The following is a 16200-nucleotide window of genomic DNA, read 5'->3' as shown; positions in this document are numbered from 1 at the left end:
TCCACTGGAACCAGCGTGTCTGATGGGAGATGGTGGCCGCTCTGTGACAAATGAGCCGATCCGGCGGCGCGCGTGAGGGAGCTGACTGTGACGACACCCACCCATCGGACCCCGGTCGCACGCCGAGTCGCCGGGGTGGTCGGACTCACCCTGCTGTTCGGGTCGCTGCCGGTGTCGGGAGCCTGGTCGCTGAAGGAGGCACCGAGACCGCGTCCGGTGAAGACCGCCGTGACGAGGGTGCCGCTCTCCGTCGTGAAGAGCGCGCCGCCGGGCGCGTCCCCTTCCTCCTCGGGCTCATCGGGGACCGCTCGCGGCACGGCGACGCAGGAGGGCGCCGTGCTGTCAGCCGCACCGGTGGACCTGCCGACGGACCTGGCCGTGGTGGGGGCCACGTGGGCGGCAGGCTCACCGGGCGACACCCCGCAGGCGCGCGTCCGCACGGCCGGCACGTGGGGGCCGTGGCAGGACCTCGAGGTCGACGACGACCACGGACCCGACAGCGGCCGACCCGAGGGCGCCGGCGCGCGCAGCGGCTCGGCCCCCCTCGTCGTGACCTCGGCCGAGCAGGTCGAGGTCCGCATCGTCTCGAGCGACGGGAGCCTCCCCGAGGACGCGCGGGTCGAGGTCATCGACCCGGGCACGTCGCCGGCCGACGCCCCCGCCGCGTCGGGGCCGCCGGCCTCGGCCTCGGCCGCCGCGGCGAAACCGACGATCTACACGCGTGCACAGTGGGGCGCCGACGAGTCGAAGCGGACCGGGAGCCCGTCCTACGGGCAGGTCCAGCTCGGCTTCGTGCACCACACCGACGGCAGCAACACCTACTCCGCCGAGCAGGTCCCCGGCATCATCCGCGGCATCTACACGTACCACGTGAGCGGCCAGGGCTGGAGCGACATCGGCTACAACTACCTCGTCGACCGCTTCGGCAGGATCTGGGAGGGCCGTTACGGCGGCATCGACAAGGCGGTCATCGGGGCCCAGACCAAGAACTTCAACTCGTGGTCGACCGGGGCGTCGGTGGTGGGCAACTACGAGTCGACGGCGGTGCCGTCGGCGGTGACGAGCGCGCTGGCCAAGCTCTTCGCGTGGAAGTTCACCCTCGCCGGGATCCCGGCCACGGGCACCGTCGTCGCCGGCGGCAAGACCTTCAACCGCATCTCCGGCCACCGCGACGGGTTCCAGACGGCGTGCCCCGGCGCCAGCCTCTACGCCCGGCTCCCGTCGATCCGCAGCTCGGCGACCGCCCTCCAGGGGGCGCTGGCCCCCACGCCGGTGGCCCGCGACGTCGACCGGAACTCGCAGCCGGACGTGGTCACCCTGCCGGCCTCGCCGGGCACGCAGGGCGCCCTGCGCCTCTCCAGGGGCCACAACGTCAAGCCCGTGCGCTCGTGGACGCGCATCGGGAGCGGGTGGAACGGCCTGACGCTGGTCACGATGACGCCGGACGTCTCCGGCGACGGCAAGCCGGACGTGCTCGGCGTGGAGCCGGGAGCGGGGCGGCTGCGGGTCTACCGCGGTGACGGCCGCGGAGGCTTCCTGGAGCGCACCACGTACGGCACGTGGTGGAACCTCTTCCGTGAGCTGGTCCCGGCCGGGGACCGGACGGGCGACGGGCACAACGACCTGCTCGGCATCACCAAGAGCGGCGAGCTGCGCCTCTACCCCGGTCAGGGCAACGGGGTGTTCAGCGCCTCCCGCCTCCTCGACCCGGGCTGGGGGTCGTACCGCGGCCTGCTGTCCATGGGCGACCTGAACGGCGACGGGCGACCCGACCTGCTTGCCACCGACTCCGGCACCGGCGAGCAGCGGATGTTCGCCGGCACGGCCGACGGGGGAGTGGCGGCTGGTGTGCTCTGGGGCCGGGGCTGGGACACCGTCACCGCGACGGACGGCGGCGGAGACCTCGACGGCGACGGCAACCCCGACCTGCTGGCCCGCGAGCCCGGCGGCCGCATGCGCACCTACTACACGAGCAGCCGCGGCACGTGGGAGCGGTGGAACTACTGGGGGTCGGGCTGGCACGAGCTCAACGGCCTGTCCTCCGGGGTCGACTTCAACGGCGACGGCCGCGTCGACATCCTCGGCGTGTACCCCGAGACCTACAACGGCGCGCTCCTGCTGTACCCCGGCACCGGTGCCCGCGACCTCGCGGACTCGGAGGCGCTCGACCCGGTGCCCGGCGCCGACCTGGCCAGGATCGCCGGCGACATCGACGGCGACGGGTATGCCGACATGGTGGTGCGCGTCCCGGCCCGCCGGTCGCTGGAGGTGCTCCGCGGCCGTGGCAACGGGCGCTTCAACGCGCCGGTGGTGATGGGCACCGGGTGGAACGAGTTCACCATGATCGAGCCGGTCGCCGACATGAACCGCGACGGCGTGCCCGACGTGGTGGCCCGCACCTCCACCGGTGAGGTCTGGCTCTACCCGATGACGCGTTCGCTGCGGTTCCTGCCGCGCTTCCGCATCGCGACGGGCTGGGGAGGCATGGTCAGCATCGCCGGGGCGGGTTCGTTCAACGCCGACGCGAACGGCGACATCGTGGCGCTGACCAGCACCAAGTCGCTGGTCCTCTACCGAGGGGCCGGGGCCGGGTCCACGCTGCTCGACCAGACCGTCCTGAAGTCCGCGCAGTCCGACCTGACGCGCATCGTGGGCGTCGACGACTTCAACGGCGACGGCTACAAGGACGTCATGGCGGCCGGAGCGGCCGGAAAGCTGTGGCTCTACGCAGGCACGCGGACGGGGACGCTCGAGGCGTCGCGCCAGTCCGTCCACACGAACCAGGGAGCAGGACATGTCATCGGTTAGCCCAGTGCGGCGGTTGGTCGCCACCGTCGCGACAGGGGCTGTGCTCCTGGCTGCGGGCGTGGCGACGGCGCTTCCGGCGCAGGCGGAGGAGACCTACCCGCGACCGCCGTCGGGCACCATGTACCTGTCCGGCCACGGCTGGGGCCACGGCCACGGCATGTCGCAGTACGGCGCGCTCGGCGCCGCGCGGCAGGGCAGGACCTGGCAGCAGATCGTCGACTTCTACTACCCGAACACCGACAGGACCTCCATCGGCAACCCGCTCATCCGCGTGGACGTGCGGGCGCACCTCGCCAACACCACGCGGGTCGTCGCCGAGGCGGGGCTGCGGGCGTCCTTCGGCAGCGCCTACTCGCAGTCGAGCTCGTTCTCCCTGCCCCACGAGACCTCTGGGGGCGTGGCGGTCAGGGAGTGGCGCGTGGTGCGCCCGGCGCTGCGGCCGGGAGTCGCGTCGAAGCCGGTCCTGCAGTACGTGCTCGCCGACGGGTCGGTGAAGACGTCCCCGCAGACCCCGCCGGGCCCGCAGATCAACATCACGAACCCGAGCACCGGGCTGACCCGGGCCATCGCGACCTCCGGGGCGGTCCGCGCCTACCGGGGCGAGGTGCGCGGCGCGCTGGTCGGTGACCCGGGCGAGGAGGTCCTGGTGCCGATCGCGGCGCTGCCGATGGACCTCTACCTGCGCAGCGTCGTCCCCAGCGAGATGCCCGCCTCGTGGGACGCCAACGCCCTCGGAGCGCAGGCGGTGGCGGCGCGCAGCTACGCCAACTACGGACGCGAGCACCCGCGCAACGCGGCGTTCTACGACACCTGCCCCACGCAGCAGTGCCAGGTCTTCAACGGCTACTCGCTGACCAGCGGCGGCACGACCACCACCTACGAGTACGCCTCGACGAACAACGCGATCGCCGCCACCGCGGGCGTCGTGCTGAAGTACAACGGCGCCACCGCCTTCACCGAGTTCAGCTCGTCCAGCGGCGGGTGGAGCGCCGACGGCGGCAAGCCGTACCTCCTGGCCCAGTCCGACCCCTACGACGGTGTCGCGGCCAACCCCAACCACGACTGGCGCACGTCGGTCTCGGCCTCGGCGATCGAGTCGGCGTGGCCCCAGGTCGGCACGTTCACCCAGCTGCGCGTCACCGCCCGTGACGGCAACGGCGAGTGGGGAGGGCGGGTGAGGACCGTGGTGCTCGAGGGCACCAAGGGCTCGGTCACCGTCAGCGGCAACGGGTTCCGCATGGGGTTGGGGCTGAAGAGCGAGTGGTTCAAGCCGGACTCGCTCGTGTCCTCGCCGTCCTTCCCGCGCGACCTCTCCGGCGACGGCCGGGGTGACATCGTCGCCGTCCACGCCAACGGTGGCGTGCTGTGGCTCTACCGGGGCCGTGGCGACGGGACGTTCACCGCCGCCAAGACCGTCAACTCCTCCGACTGGCGCGACATGCGGCTGGCCTTCACCGCGGGCACGTGGAACCTCGACCGTCTCGCCGACGTCATGGCCATCTGGCCGGACGGCTCGCTCTACTACTACGCCGGCCGCGACGGTGGGGGCATCTCCGGCGGCAGGAAGGTCGCCTCCGGGTGGCAGGTCTACAACCTCGCCTTCCCGGTGGGCGACTTCGACGGCGACAACTGCACCGACCTCATGTCCCGGCGGGCCGACGACGGCACCCTCTGGCTGCACAGCTCCAACTGCGTCGGCGCCCTCAAGGGCAGCCTCAAGGTGGGGAGCAGCGGATGGGGCGCCTTCACCCAGGTCTTCAGCCCCGGGGACTTCAACGGCGACGGCTCGAGCGACGTCCTGGCCCGCTCCAGCGCCGGCACGCTCTTCCTGTACCCCGGCGACGGGAAGGGCGGCTTCCGGTCCCGCGTCGTGGTCTCGAGCGGCTGGAACGGCTACGACACGCTGTTCTCGGTCGGGGACGCCGGCTCGGACAGGAAGGCCGACATCATCGGCCGCGACGCGGCCGGCACCCTCTGGGTGTGGCCCGGCAACGGCAGGGGCGGCGTCGGCACCCGCTTCAAGGTCAGCTCCGGGTGGTCGGGCCTGTACGCGCTGCTGCGCTGACGCCCGGACGGCACACCCGGCATACCTGGCACGCCCGGCACGCCTGGCTCGGGCAGCGCGAAGGGGCGGGACCCAGCAGGGTCCCGCCCCTTCGCGTCGTGGTCCGGTGCGCCGGTCAGGCCAGGTCGACCGTGAACGCCGGCTCGGTCCGCTCGCGGACCTCGTCCTCGGTCACGCCGGGGGCCAGCTCGCGCAGCACCAGGCCGTCGTCGGTGACGTCGAAGACGCACAGGTCGGTGATGATCCGCTCGACGACGCCGCGGCCGGTGTAGGGCAGCGAGCACTCGTCGACGATCTTGTAGGAGCCGTCCTTGGCGTTGTGCTCCATCAGGACGATGACCTTCTTGGCGCCGTGGACGAGGTCCATCGCGCCGCCCATGCCCTTGACCATCTTGCCGGGGATCATCCAGTTGGCGATGTCGCCCTTGGCCGAGACCTGCATCGCGCCGAGGATCGCGGCGTCGACCTTGCCGCCCCGGATCATCCCGAACGAGGTGGCCGAGTCGAAGAACGAGGAGCCCTTGCGCAGGGTCACGGTCTCCTTTCCGGCGTTGATGAGGTCGGGGTCCTCTTCTCCCTCAAAGGGATACGCGCCGACGCCGAGGATGCCGTTCTCGGACTGGAGCACGATCTCGACGTCGTCGGGCACGTAGTTCGGCACGAGGGTGGGCAGTCCGATGCCGAGGTTGACGTAGGCGCCGTCGGAGAGCTCCTCGGCCGCGCGGGCCGCCATCTGCTCACGGGTCAGGGCCATCTCAGGCCTCCTGGTTCTGGTCGGCCGCGGCGGGGCGGGGGCGGGTGGTGCGGCGCTCGATGCGCTTCTCGGCGGCCTGCTCCGGCGTCAGCGGCAGCACCCGCTGCACGTAGATGCCGGGCAGGTGGATCTCGTCGGGGTCGAGCTCGCCGGGCTCGTAGAGCTCCTCGACCTCGGCGATGGTGACGCGTCCGGCCATGGCGCACAGCGGGTTGAAGTTGCGGGCCGACTTGTTGAAGACGAGGTTGCCGTGCCGGTCGCCCTTCCACGCCCGCACCAGGCCGAAGTCGGCCACGATGGCGCGCTCGAGGACGAACTCCTTCTCCTCGCCGTCGACCTCGAAGACCTTGGTCTCCTTGGGCGGCGAGGCCACCGCGACGGAGCCGTCGGTGTTGTAGCGCCACGGCAGGCCGCCCTCGGCGATCTGCGTGCCGGCACCGGTGATCGTGTAGAAGCCGGGGATGCCGGCGCCGCCGGCGCGCAGCCGCTCGGCGAGGGTGCCCTGCGGCGTCAGCTCGACCTCGAGCTCGCCCTGGAGGTACTGGCGGGCGAACTCCTTGTTCTCACCGACGTACGACGACACCATGCGCCGGATGCGCTTGTCGCGCAGCAGGATGCCGAGTCCCCAGTCGTCGACGCCGCAGTTGTTGGAGATGGCCTCGAGGTCGCTCACCCCCGCGTCGTGCAGCGCGGCGATGAGCACGCTGGGCACACCGCACAGGCCGAACCCACCGACCGCGAGGGAGGAGCCGTCGACGATCCCGTCGATGGCCTCGGATGCTGAGGAGACGACTTTGTCCATGGGCCGGACTCTAGCGCCGCGACTCACGGCACCGGGCGTGGGCCCGCGCCACCGCTCGCGCCGAGGCACGTGGTCCCGCCACACGTCCAACGGGCCGGTTCCGGCATCCCCGGCGCGGACGCGCCCTGGACGGCATCAGCCGTTCGGCCGATGGGGAGCGAAATTCCACGTCTGTAGTTCGACGGAAGCGGTTGTGGCCTGATTGAACCAGTGGGACAAATGTCTGGCTCGGGGACTGCAGGGACGTCTGGGGACTCTGGGTGTTGTGCCTTTTGCGTACCGATCCGCCCCCTGCGACCCGAGGTGGCGACGTCACAAGGAGTGCCCGTGTCCTTCGCCGCCCGCGCGTTCGGTGCCCTGTCCATCCCCGTCCTCGGTGTGCCCCTCGTGGCGGGTGGCGCGCAGGCGGCCTCCGTGCCCAAGCCGCCGACGAAGTCGCTCCCGACCGCCCTCGACATCGCCCCGCCCTACAACGGGCAGAAGGTCTGCGACCCCCACGCCAAGCCGGGCGTGGTCGCCTTCGCCGAGCTGATGGTGGCGCACTACAAGGTGGGCTCGGCGGCGCCGTGGTACATCGAGCGGAGCTGCAACAGCGGGGTCACCGAGCACTCCGACGGCCGCGCGTGGGACTGGATGCTCAACGCCGGCAACGCAGACCAGAAGGCCATCGCCGACTCGGTCGTCACGTGGCTGACCGCGCCCGACGCCCAGGGCAGGCCGGGCGCGATGGCCCGGCGCTTCGGGATCATGTACATCATCTGGAACAAGCGGATGTGGCGCGCCTACGACCCGGCGCGCGGGTGGGCGGCCTACTCCGGCTCCTCGCCCCACACCGACCACATCCACTTCTCGTTCACGTGGGACGGCGCGATGAAGCGCACCTCCTGGTGGACCGGCAAGGCGGTCACCACCATCGACCCCGGCCCCGCGCCGGCGAAGCCGAGCCCGAGCGCCCCTCCCACGGCGCCGACCGGTGTCTACGCCATCCTGGTGCAGGGCAGCACGGGCTCCGACGTGGCGCTCGCCCAGAAGGTGATCGGCGTGCCGGCGGACGGCCACTTCGGCCCCGTCACGCTGGCGGCGCTGAAGAAGTGGCAGGCGGCGAACAAGGTGCCGGTCACCGGCCGGCTCGACGCGGCCACCTGGGCCAGGATGGTCGCCCTCGGCAAGGTGCCGGCCCGCGGCTCGGTGCAGCCGGGCGCCGCCAAGCCGGCCACCCCGTCGACGACGGCCAAGCCGGCCACCCCGCCCCAGGCAGCCAAGCCGGCCACCTCGCCGCTCGCCCCCTACGCGGGCACGACCCTGCGGAAGGGGTCCACGGGCGCCGCGGTCGTCGCCCTCCAGAAGGCCCTCAAGATCACCGCCGACGGCCACTTCGGCCCCCAGACCGACGTCGCCGTGCGGGCGTTCCAGAGCCGGTCGAAGCTCACGGTGAACGGCATCGTGTCGGCGTCGACGTGGAAGGCACTGATGGGGCAGGGCGCCGGCACCGCCTCGACCCCCTCGCGCGGCACGGCCCGGCCGCCCGTGCAGAGCACCCCGCCCAAGGTGGCCGTGAAGCCGTCGTCCACCACGGCATACACGGCCGTCTCGAAGGTGGTGCTGCGGCAGGGGTCCACGGGCACCGCCGTGCGCGTGCTCCAGCGCGCCCTCGGGGGCTTGGCCGTCGACGGCCACTACGGTCCCCGCACCACCGCGGCCGTCGCCGCGTTCCAGAAGGCGCACAAGCTCAAGGCCACCGGCGTGACCGACGCGAAGGTGTGGAAGGCCCTCGAGGCCCGCGACTACCCGCTGCTGGCGTACCGGGGGACCGTCCTCAAGAAGGGTTCCACGGGCACCGCCGTGGTGGTGCTGCAGAAGGCGCTGCGGGTGGGGGCCGACGGCATGTTCGGACCGCAGACCGAGGCCGCCGTCAAGGCGCTCCAGGGGCGCGCCAAGATCGCCCGCACCGGTGTGGTCGCCTCGCTGACCTGGCAGGCGCTCGAGGCGGAGCTGCGCCGTCGCTGACCGGCGTCAGCCCACCCGGGTGACGCCCTCGGCCTCGACGCGAGCCTGGTCGCGCTCGGCCTCGGCCGGCCCGCGCGAGAGCACGAGGGAGCCGTCGAGCGCCCACACGGCGAGCGCGTCGCGCAGCACCTGCTCGAGGTCGGTGGAGCGGGTGTGCAGGCGGGTGCCCAGCGGCCAGTCCTGCCCGGGCACGACGGCGCCGTATGCCGTGGTGCCGGCGGACGTGCGCAGCGCGGCGTCGTCCGCGGACGGCTCCTCCCAGGCGACGAACTGGTCGCCGAAGGAGGGGAGCTCGCGCGCCTCGTCGACGACACCGGCGGGCGCACCGCCCGGAGCCGAGCGGGCCAGCGCGGGGAGCGTCACGAGCACGGCCGCGGTGGCGTCACCGGCGACCTCCGGGTCGTCGGTGACGGTGAGGTCGGCGTCCCCGTCCTCGAGGCTGACGCACCCGCCCACCGACCAGACGCCCAGCGCCCAGTAGAGCGCCCGCCAGTGCGGGGGCAGGGCGAGCCGCACAGTCGACCCGGGGGCGACGTCGAACTCGTCCTGCAGGGCGTTGGCGGCCTTGCTCACCCAGTTCGCGAGCACCTTGGCGCTCAGCTCGATCCGCTCACCCGCCGTCGGTCCCGGGGTGTCGTCGTACCACGTGACCCGCGGCTTGGCGGGGTCGGAGCGGAGCATCTCGGCGAGGACTTCGGCAGGGGTGCGTGGGGCGCGCATGGCCCCCAGCCTAGGAGCGATAGCGTGGCCGTCCGTGAGCAGCCGCGCGCCCCGCAGCTACCCGATGGCCACCGAGCCCACCGACCTGCCGCTCCTGCGGGGAGAGGCGTTCGCCGGTTGGCTGGTCGGGCGGGTGGTGGTCGCCGCGGCCGCCTGGGTGCTCCTCGGCGCCGCCGCCTGCGGGCTGCTCGCCCTGGCCGGCCTGTGGCAACCGCTCGTCGCGGCGGTCGTCCTGCTCGTGCTCGCCGCCGTCGCCGTCCGGGTCGCCGCCCTCGTCCCATCGCGCCCCATGCCGGTCTGGGTGGCGCTCGCCCTGGCGGTCGTGGCGCTGGGCACCACCCTGTGGGCCGGCCTCACCCACTCCGAGCAGGTCCTGCCCCGGCGTGACTCCGGCAGCTACCTGCAGTCCTCGCTCGAGCTGGCGCGCGGGCACGAGCGACCGATCGAGCTCTCACCCGAGTCGGTCGGCGGACCGGACGTGCTGCGCATCGACGGCATCACGCTCGACAGCCCGGCGTTCTACCAGGTCGGCACCCCCGAGGACCCCGCCATCCAGCCGCAGTTCCCGATCGGGCCGTCCGCGTGGTACTCGCTCGCGTGGTGGCTCGGCGGCGCCGGCGCAGCCTTCTGGGCCCCCGCCGTGCTCGGGGGGCTCGGCGTCCTCGCCTTCGGCCTGCTCGCTGCCCTCACCGTCGGGCCGCGCTGGTCGCCCCTGGCGGCGCTGGGGCTGGCGTTGTGCTTCCCGCTCCTGCACGTGAACCGGTCGACCTACAGCGAGCCGCTGGCGGTGCTGGTCCTCATGGCGGCGATGGCGGCGCTCGTGCAGGCGTCCCGGGCGGCGCGCGCGCGGGAGGTGGCGGTCGCCCGCGCTGCGGCCGCCGTGGCCGGGGGACTCGTCGGGGCCGGGGTCCTCGTCAGGGTCGACAGCCTGAGGGAGGTCGTGCTCCTCGTGCCGGTGGCCGCGCTCGCCGCGGCGCAGCGCCAGCCCCACGCCCGGTCGCTCCTGCTGGCAGCCGGTGGCTCCGCGGCGGCCGCCTTCGGGCTGACCTGGCTGACCTCGAGCGAGTACCTCAGGAGCATCGCAGGCTCGCTGCTGCCCCTGGTCGCCCTCGGTGTCGCCGTGGTGGTCGTCTGTGCCGCCCTGCTCCGGGCGGGGCGGCACCGCCGGCTCCCTGCGGCCGCCGCGCCCTGGCTGCTCCGGGCGGGTGCCGCGGCCGTCGTGCTCGTGGCCCTCGTCCTGGCCAGCCGGCCGCTGTGGCAGACCGTGCGCCAGTCCGCGGCCGACCCCGGCTCGCGGGTGGTGGCGGGGCTGCAGCTCCGCCAGGGTTTGCCCGTCGACGGCGGACGCACCTACGCCGAGCAGTCACTGGTCTGGATGTCGTGGTGGGTCGGGCCCGTCGCGCTGGTGATCGCCCTGGTTGCCGCGGTGGCACTGGTGCGCCGGGCGCTGCGCGCCTGGACCGCCGGACGCGACCTCCAGCCGTGGGTGGGGCCGCTCCTCGTGGGTCTCGGCTCCTCGGTGCTGACGTGGTACCGCCCGGGCATCACCCCCGACCACCCGTGGGCGGACCGCCGGCTCGTCATCGCCCTGCCGACGGTGATCCTCCTGGTCGTGGCCGCAGCGGCGGTGTGCACCCGCTGGTCGGCGCGCCGCATGCCGGCCCCGGTGCTGGTGGCGACGAGCGCCCTGGCGGTGCTCGCCCTGCTCGTGCCCACAGCGCTCGCCACCTGGCCGCACGCCACGGAGCGCGTCGAGAAGGGCGAGCTGGCCGCCGTCGAGCAGGTGTGCCGCTCGTTCCGCCCCGGGGACGTGGCCCTCATGGTCGACTCGCGCGCCGCCAACGAGTGGCCCCAGGTGCTGCGCGGCCAGTGCGGGGTGTCGGCCCTGTCGACCACCGGGGCGCTGCGCAAGGACCGGGAGGCGCTCGCCGACGCCGTCACCCGGGTGAGCCGGGCCGTCGAGGACCGGGGGATGCGCCTGGTGCTGCTCGGCGCCGACTCCGACGAAGGCGTGCGATCCCTCTCGTCAGGTGAGGTCGAGAAGGTGCTCGACACGACGGTGCTGGAGGACCCCCGGCTGCTCGAGCGCCGGCCCGACCACCTCGTCACCCTGCCGCTGCAGGTGTGGCTCGCCCCGGCCCGCTGACCCTGGGGCCTGCGGCTCAGCGGCGGGCGAGGGCCTCGCCCGCGTGCCGGCGCACGTGGGCGAAGGTGCTCCTGTCGGCGGCGACGATGATGCCGGAGACCCGGCTGCGCGGGCCGTAGACCGTGCCGTCCGGGTGCCCGACCCAGCCGCCGGCCTCGCGCACCATCAGCGAGCCGGGGGAGTGGTCCCAGGGGCTGTTGCGGCCGTAGAGCACGTAGTCGACGGCGCCCTCGATGAGCTTGGGGTAGTCGACCCCGCAGCAGACCCACGACCCGACGAGCGGGGGCATCGGCCCGAAGGAGTGGCCGCGCAGGGGCCACATCGACGTGCAGCCACGGGGCTCGTCGGCGTCGGCCACCGGCTTGCGGACGACGTGCTCGCCGTTGCGCCAGACGCCGGCACCCTTCTCGGCGACCCAGGCCACCTCGTGCTCGGGCTGCCAGATCCAGGCCCGCACCGTCTCGCCGGCGCGGGTCTCCGAGACCATCACGGCGTGGTCGGGTGAGCCGTGCACGAAGTTCTTGGTGCCGTCCACCGGGTCGACGGTGAAGGCGTGGTCGGCGGCGAGGTAGCGCTCGAGGACGGTCGGGTCGACCGAGGTCACCTCCTCGCCGAGGACGAAGGCGTCGGGGTAGGCGGCGTTGAGGGCCCGCGTCAGCAGCACCTCGGACTCCTGGTCCGCCACGGTGACCAGGTCGCCCGGGTTCTTCTCCATGACCTCGCCCGAGGCGAGGGAGCGGAACCGCGGCGTGATGACCTCGGCCGCGACGTCTTTCATCAGGTCAAGCACCGCGTTGGTGTCCACGGGTCCCACCGTTCCACACGGGCCCGGCTCGGCGTTAATCAGGGCGCCCCACGTGCCGGGTAGGCTCCTGAGCACGATGAACGAGCACACCGCCACCGACACCCCCTCGGCGCCCGCTCCGGCAGCGTCCCCGCCCACCGAGCCCCTCCCCGTCGACGCCGGCTTCGGTGCCCCGGCAGCGCCGGCCGGCCAGCCGGCATACGAGGACGCGCTCCGGGCGCCCGCGCAGGAGACGCCGACGGCCACCGAGGCCGGACCGCAGGAGACGGGCGGCACGCAGCCGCGGCCCTACGTCACCATCGTGCTGCCCTGCTTCAACGAGGGCGAGCACGTGCTGCGCGAGATCGACCGCATCACCGAGGCGATGAACGCGAGCGAGTTCACCTACGAGCTGCTCTGCATCGACGACGCGTCGACCGACAACACCCTCGAGGTGCTGAACGACGCGGCCCAGCGCTACGCCAACATCCGCGTGATGCCGTTCCGGCGCAACGGTGGCAGCGGCACGGCCCGTCGCATCGGCACCCAGCAGGCCTACGGCGAGATCGTCGTGTGGACCGATGCCGACATGACCTACGAGAACGAGCGGATCCCCGAGCTGGTGCGGATCCTGCGCGACGACGAGTCCTACGACCAGGTCGTCGGCGCGCGCACCACCGAGGAGGGCACCCACAAGTGGGCCCGGGTGCCGGCGAAGTGGCTGATCCGCAAGATCGCCGAGCGCCTGAGCAACCAGAAGATCCCCGACCTCAACTCGGGGCTGCGCGCGTTCCGGCGCGAGGTGTCGCTGCCCTACCTGCGGCTGCTGCCGCCCGGGTTCTCGTGCGTCACGACGATCACCCTGGCGTTCCTGCAGAACCAGCACGACATCAAGTACGTGCCGACGTCCTACGCCAAGCGCGCGGGCGAGTCGAAGTTCCACTTCGCGCGTGACGCCTACCGCTACATCCTCCAGGTGCTGCGCATGGTGATGTACTTCGACCCGCTCAAGGTGCTCATGCCGCCGGCCCTGTGGCTGTTCGTGATCGGCGTGGTCAAGGGCGTCGTCGACATGGTGCGTCACCCGTTCTACTTCCCTGCGAGCACCGTCCTGCTGGTGATCAGCGGCATCATGATCGGCACCCTGGCCCTGCTGGCCGACCTCGTCGTCAGATCCCGCGAGGGCGTGTGAGCGCGGCGGCCCTGCGGGTCGCCGTCGTCGGGCCGACCCACCCCTACAAGGGGGGCGTGGCTGCCCACACGACGACGCTGGCGCACGAGCTGGCCGAGGCGGGTCACGACGTCACGCTGGTGTCGTGGTCGCACCTATACCCGAGCCGGCTCTACCCGGGGGAGCAGGCCGTGCCGGGCGGTGCGCCGGACGTGCCGCCGTTCCCGCGCACCGTGCGCGCGCTGAGCTGGGCGCGGCCGGACACCTGGGTGCGCACCGGCCGTCGGCTGCGCGGGTTCGACGCCGTCGTCGTCGTGCACGTCATCCCGGCGGTCGTGCCCGCCCACCTCGCGATGCTGCGCGCGGCCGGGGTCGGCAGCCGCAGCGCCGACGCACCCCGGTCGGTCGTGGTCGCCCACAACGTCCTGCCGCACGAGACCCACCCGGGCGACCGGGCCCTGGTGCGCCGGCTCTTCGAGCGGGTCGACGCCGTGCTGGTGCACTCGGCCGAGCAGGCCCGCCTGGCGCACGAGCTCGGCGCGGCACGGGTGTCGCTGGCCGAGCTGCCTCCGCACCTGCCCGGCGGCGCGCCCGCCGAGCGCCCCGCCTACGAGGGACCCACGCGCCTGCTCGCGCTCGGCATCGTCCGCGAGTACAAGGGCGTCGACCTGCTCATGCGCGCCCTGGCGCGGGTGCCCGGCCCCACCCTGACGGTCGCCGGCGAGATGTGGGGGGAGGCCGGTGAGCGCGTCAAGGCACTGGCCCAGGACCCGCGCCTGCGCGACCGCGTCGAGGTGCACAGCGGCTACGTGCCGGCCGACCGGCTGGCCCCCCTGCTCGCCAGCCACGACGTGCTGGCGCTCACCTACCGCACGGCCACGGCCTCGCAGAACGTCCTGCTCGGCCTGAGCCACGGCCTGCCCGTGCTCGCCTCCGACGTGGGCACCTTCGGGAGCCAGGTGCGCGACGGGGTCGACGGCCTGCTCGTGCCCCCGGACGACGAGGACTCGCTCGTGGCGGCGCTCGAGCGCCTCGCCGACCCCTCGTATGCCGCACAGCTGCGGTCCGCGGTCGACGCCCCCGACCTCTCCGGGCCGTGGGCGACGTACGTCGGCACCCTCGAGGCGCTCGCCTCCTCGGAGGGGGCGGCGGAGGACGTCGTGGAGGAGGCCGCGCCACAGCCGCCCCGGCCGCCGCTCGCCTCGCTGCCGGCCCGGGCGGTCGACCGCGCGCGGAGCGCCCTGGCCGCCCGACGGCCCACCCTGTCGCTGCAGGCCTCCGACCTCCCGGAGTGGATCCGGGCCACGGACGTGCTCGCCGACGCCCAGGACGCCGACGACGCGCGCGACGTCGCGCGCCGGGCCGGCCTGCCCCGCTGCAGCGACGGCATCGCCGCCTGGGCCGCGCTCGGCGCCCTGGCCGCGATCGTCCGGGTCCGCGACGACGGCCGGCGCAGCGCCGTCATCGTCGACGAGTCCGGCAGCCGCTCACCGCTGTCGAGGTGGGTCCGCGCCATCGGCTTCGCGCCCGTCGAGCTCGACCTGACCGGTGGGCGGTCCTCCGTCGAGGTGCTCGACGTCGACACGGCCTCGCTCGACGTCATCGCCAGGCTGCACCCCGGCGGCTGCGACGCCGACGACGTCGACGAGGCCATGAGCCAGGCGTCGTGGGCGCTGCGCTCCGGCGGCCTGCTCCTGCTCACCCTGCCCATCGGACCGTCCGGGGCCGAGGGCGCCCTCGGCCCGGCCGACGTGCGCGGGGTCCTGGCACGCGCGCACGACCTCGGCTTCGTGCTGGTCGGCGACCTCGACCGCGACATCACCGAGCGGATGCGCCGCGCCGCGAGCGCCTCGACCTCGGCCGACGCGGCCTACGGCCTGCTGCGGCTGACGCTCCGGAGGCGCTGATGGCAGCGGTGCCGCGCCATCGGGTGCTCAACACGCTGCGCATCACCCTGGCGGTGCTGGTCACCGTCGCCGTGGCCGTCGCCGTGGCCCGCAACTGGACCGAGGTCTCCGCCGACCTGCGCAAGATCGACGCCGGTTCGCTGCTGCTGGCCGCGGGGCTGGTCGCGCTGGCCCCGATCCTCACGATGCTCGGCTGGCGCACCCTGCTCGCCGACCTCGGCTCCCCGCTCCACCTCGCGCCCGCCGGCGGCATCTTCTTCGTCGGCCAGCTCGGCAAGTACGTGCCCGGCTCCGTGTGGAGCATCGTTGCCCAGGCCGAGATGGGGGCACGGCTGCACATCCCGCGGCGCCGCTCGGCGGTCGTCGGACTCATCACCCTCGGCATCGCGGTCATCTGCGGCCTGGCCGTGGGCCTGCCCGCCCTGCCGCTGCTCTTCGGGCGCGACGACACCGAGGCGGTCGTGTTGGCCTTCGTGCTCGCACTCCCGCTGTTCGCCGTGCTGCTCTGGCCCCGCCTGCTGAACTGGGGGATCGCGCTGGGGCTGCGCCTCATGCGCCGCGAGCCGCTCGAGCACAGCCTGTCGGGTCGTGCCGTCCTGGTCTCGGCGACCTGCTTCATCGGCGCCTGGCTGGCCTCGGGGGCCCACGCCTGGGTGCTGGTCCGCGGTGTCGACGAGGCGGTCGTGTCCCCGCAGCGGCTGGCCCTGGTGTCGATCTGCGGCTTCGTGCTCTCCTCGTCGCTGGCCATGTTCACGTTCGTGCTCCCCGCGGGGGTCGGCGCGCGCGAGGGACTGCTGGTGCTCCTGCTCGCCCCGGTGACCTCGACCTCGGCGGCCACCGCCGTGGTGGTGCTGTCGCGGTTCCTCACCGTGGTCAGCGACATCGTCTTCGCGGCCGCCGGCTGGCTGTGGGCCCGTTCGCACCACCTGGTCACCTCGCGGCGCGAGCGGGTCGCGGAGGGTGTGCTGCTCGAGCTCGACGACGAGGTGCCCGACGCGTCCACGGCGTCGGGCCACAACCCGGCAGGCGGATAGGT

11 protein-coding genes are annotated in these 16200 nt (G+C 73.5%); 7 read left to right on the top strand and 4 right to left on the bottom strand.

What is annotated here, in order from left to right:
* The first annotated feature begins 336 nt into the window (after positions 1-336).
* Together P0Y31_RS12350 and P0Y31_RS12345 are read left to right on the top strand one after the other, a co-directional pair.
* Entirely contained in the window at positions 337-2808 is a 2472-nt protein-coding gene (locus P0Y31_RS12350) for an FG-GAP-like repeat-containing protein (protein ID WP_275869764.1), read from the top strand.
* A 58-nt stretch (positions 2809-2866) separates the two neighbouring features.
* On the top strand, positions 2867-4873 hold the full coding sequence (locus P0Y31_RS12345) for a SpoIID/LytB domain-containing protein (RefSeq protein WP_275869762.1): 2007 nt from the start codon (positions 2867-2869) through the stop codon (positions 4871-4873).
* 115 nt (positions 4874-4988) lie between these two features.
* Here the strand turns inward: P0Y31_RS12345 and P0Y31_RS12340 are convergent, their stop codons facing one another.
* Together P0Y31_RS12340 and P0Y31_RS12335 are read right to left on the bottom strand one after the other, a co-directional pair.
* Positions 4989-5627: a CoA transferase subunit B gene (locus P0Y31_RS12340; protein WP_275869759.1), complete on the bottom strand. Its 639-nt coding sequence runs from the start codon at positions 5625-5627 to the stop codon at positions 4989-4991.
* A 1-nt stretch (position 5628) separates the two neighbouring features.
* Positions 5629-6429, bottom strand: coding sequence for a CoA transferase subunit A (locus P0Y31_RS12335; protein ID WP_275869756.1), 801 nt, complete (start codon positions 6427-6429; stop codon positions 5629-5631).
* 327 nt (positions 6430-6756) lie between these two features.
* Between P0Y31_RS12335 and P0Y31_RS12330 the strand changes: the two genes are divergently transcribed.
* Entirely contained in the window at positions 6757-8436 is a 1680-nt protein-coding gene (locus P0Y31_RS12330; RefSeq protein WP_275869754.1) for a peptidoglycan-binding protein, read from the top strand.
* Positions 8437-8442: 6 nt separating this feature from the next.
* Here the strand turns inward: P0Y31_RS12330 and P0Y31_RS12325 are convergent, their stop codons facing one another.
* The gene (locus tag P0Y31_RS12325) at positions 8443-9156 is read right to left on the bottom strand and encodes a TIGR03089 family protein (RefSeq protein WP_275869751.1); all 714 of its coding nucleotides are present in this window, start codon (positions 9154-9156) and stop codon (positions 8443-8445) included.
* A gap of 34 nt (positions 9157-9190) precedes the next feature.
* Between P0Y31_RS12325 and P0Y31_RS12320 the strand changes: the two genes are divergently transcribed.
* Positions 9191-11302 carry a hypothetical protein gene (locus P0Y31_RS12320; RefSeq protein ID WP_275869749.1) on the top strand — a complete coding sequence of 704 codons (2112 nt, stop codon included), beginning with the start codon at positions 9191-9193 and terminating at the stop codon, positions 11300-11302.
* 16 nt (positions 11303-11318) lie between these two features.
* Here the strand turns inward: P0Y31_RS12320 and P0Y31_RS12315 are convergent, their stop codons facing one another.
* Entirely contained in the window at positions 11319-12107 is a 789-nt protein-coding gene (locus P0Y31_RS12315; RefSeq protein ID WP_275869747.1) for an inositol monophosphatase family protein, read from the bottom strand.
* Positions 12108-12183: 76 nt separating this feature from the next.
* On the opposite strand from P0Y31_RS12315, the gene P0Y31_RS12310 reads away from it, so the two are divergent.
* From P0Y31_RS12310 to P0Y31_RS12300, 3 genes are read left to right on the top strand one after another with little or no spacing between them, the layout of a single operon-like run.
* Positions 12184-13278 carry a glycosyltransferase family 2 protein gene (locus tag P0Y31_RS12310; RefSeq protein ID WP_275869745.1) on the top strand — a complete coding sequence of 365 codons (1095 nt, stop codon included), beginning with the start codon at positions 12184-12186 and terminating at the stop codon, positions 13276-13278.
* Positions 13275-15164: a glycosyltransferase family 4 protein gene (locus tag P0Y31_RS12305; protein WP_275869743.1), complete on the top strand. Its 1890-nt coding sequence runs from the start codon at positions 13275-13277 to the stop codon at positions 15162-15164. The genes P0Y31_RS12310 and P0Y31_RS12305 overlap by 4 nt, the downstream gene beginning before the upstream one ends.
* Entirely contained in the window at positions 15164-16198 is a 1035-nt protein-coding gene (locus P0Y31_RS12300; RefSeq protein ID WP_275869740.1) for a lysylphosphatidylglycerol synthase domain-containing protein, read from the top strand. Before P0Y31_RS12305 ends, P0Y31_RS12300 begins: the two co-directional genes overlap by 1 nt.
* Positions 16199-16200: the final 2 nt, after the last annotated feature.

It is taken from the genome of Knoellia sp. 3-2P3 (assembly GCF_029223115.1).
In the GTDB taxonomy this organism is placed as follows: domain Bacteria; phylum Actinomycetota; class Actinomycetes; order Actinomycetales; family Dermatophilaceae; genus Pedococcus_A.
This window is presented reverse-complemented; position numbering and strand designations above follow the sequence as displayed.

Excerpts from the sequence above, each read along its gene's own strand:
- P0Y31_RS12335 (WP_275869756.1), bottom strand. The coding sequence starts at position 6,429 with ATGGACAAAGTCGTCTCCTCAGCATCCGAGGCCATCGACGGGATCGTC.
- P0Y31_RS12310 (WP_275869745.1), top strand. The coding sequence starts at position 12,184 with ATGAACGAGCACACCGCCACCGACACCCCCTCGGCGCCCGCTCCGGCA.
- P0Y31_RS12300 (WP_275869740.1), top strand. The coding sequence starts at position 15,164 with ATGGCAGCGGTGCCGCGCCATCGGGTGCTCAACACGCTGCGCATCACC.
- P0Y31_RS12325 (WP_275869751.1), bottom strand. The coding sequence starts at position 9,156 with ATGCGCGCCCCACGCACCCCTGCCGAAGTCCTCGCCGAGATGCTCCGC.
- P0Y31_RS12340 (WP_275869759.1), bottom strand. The coding sequence starts at position 5,627 with ATGGCCCTGACCCGTGAGCAGATGGCGGCCCGCGCGGCCGAGGAGCTC.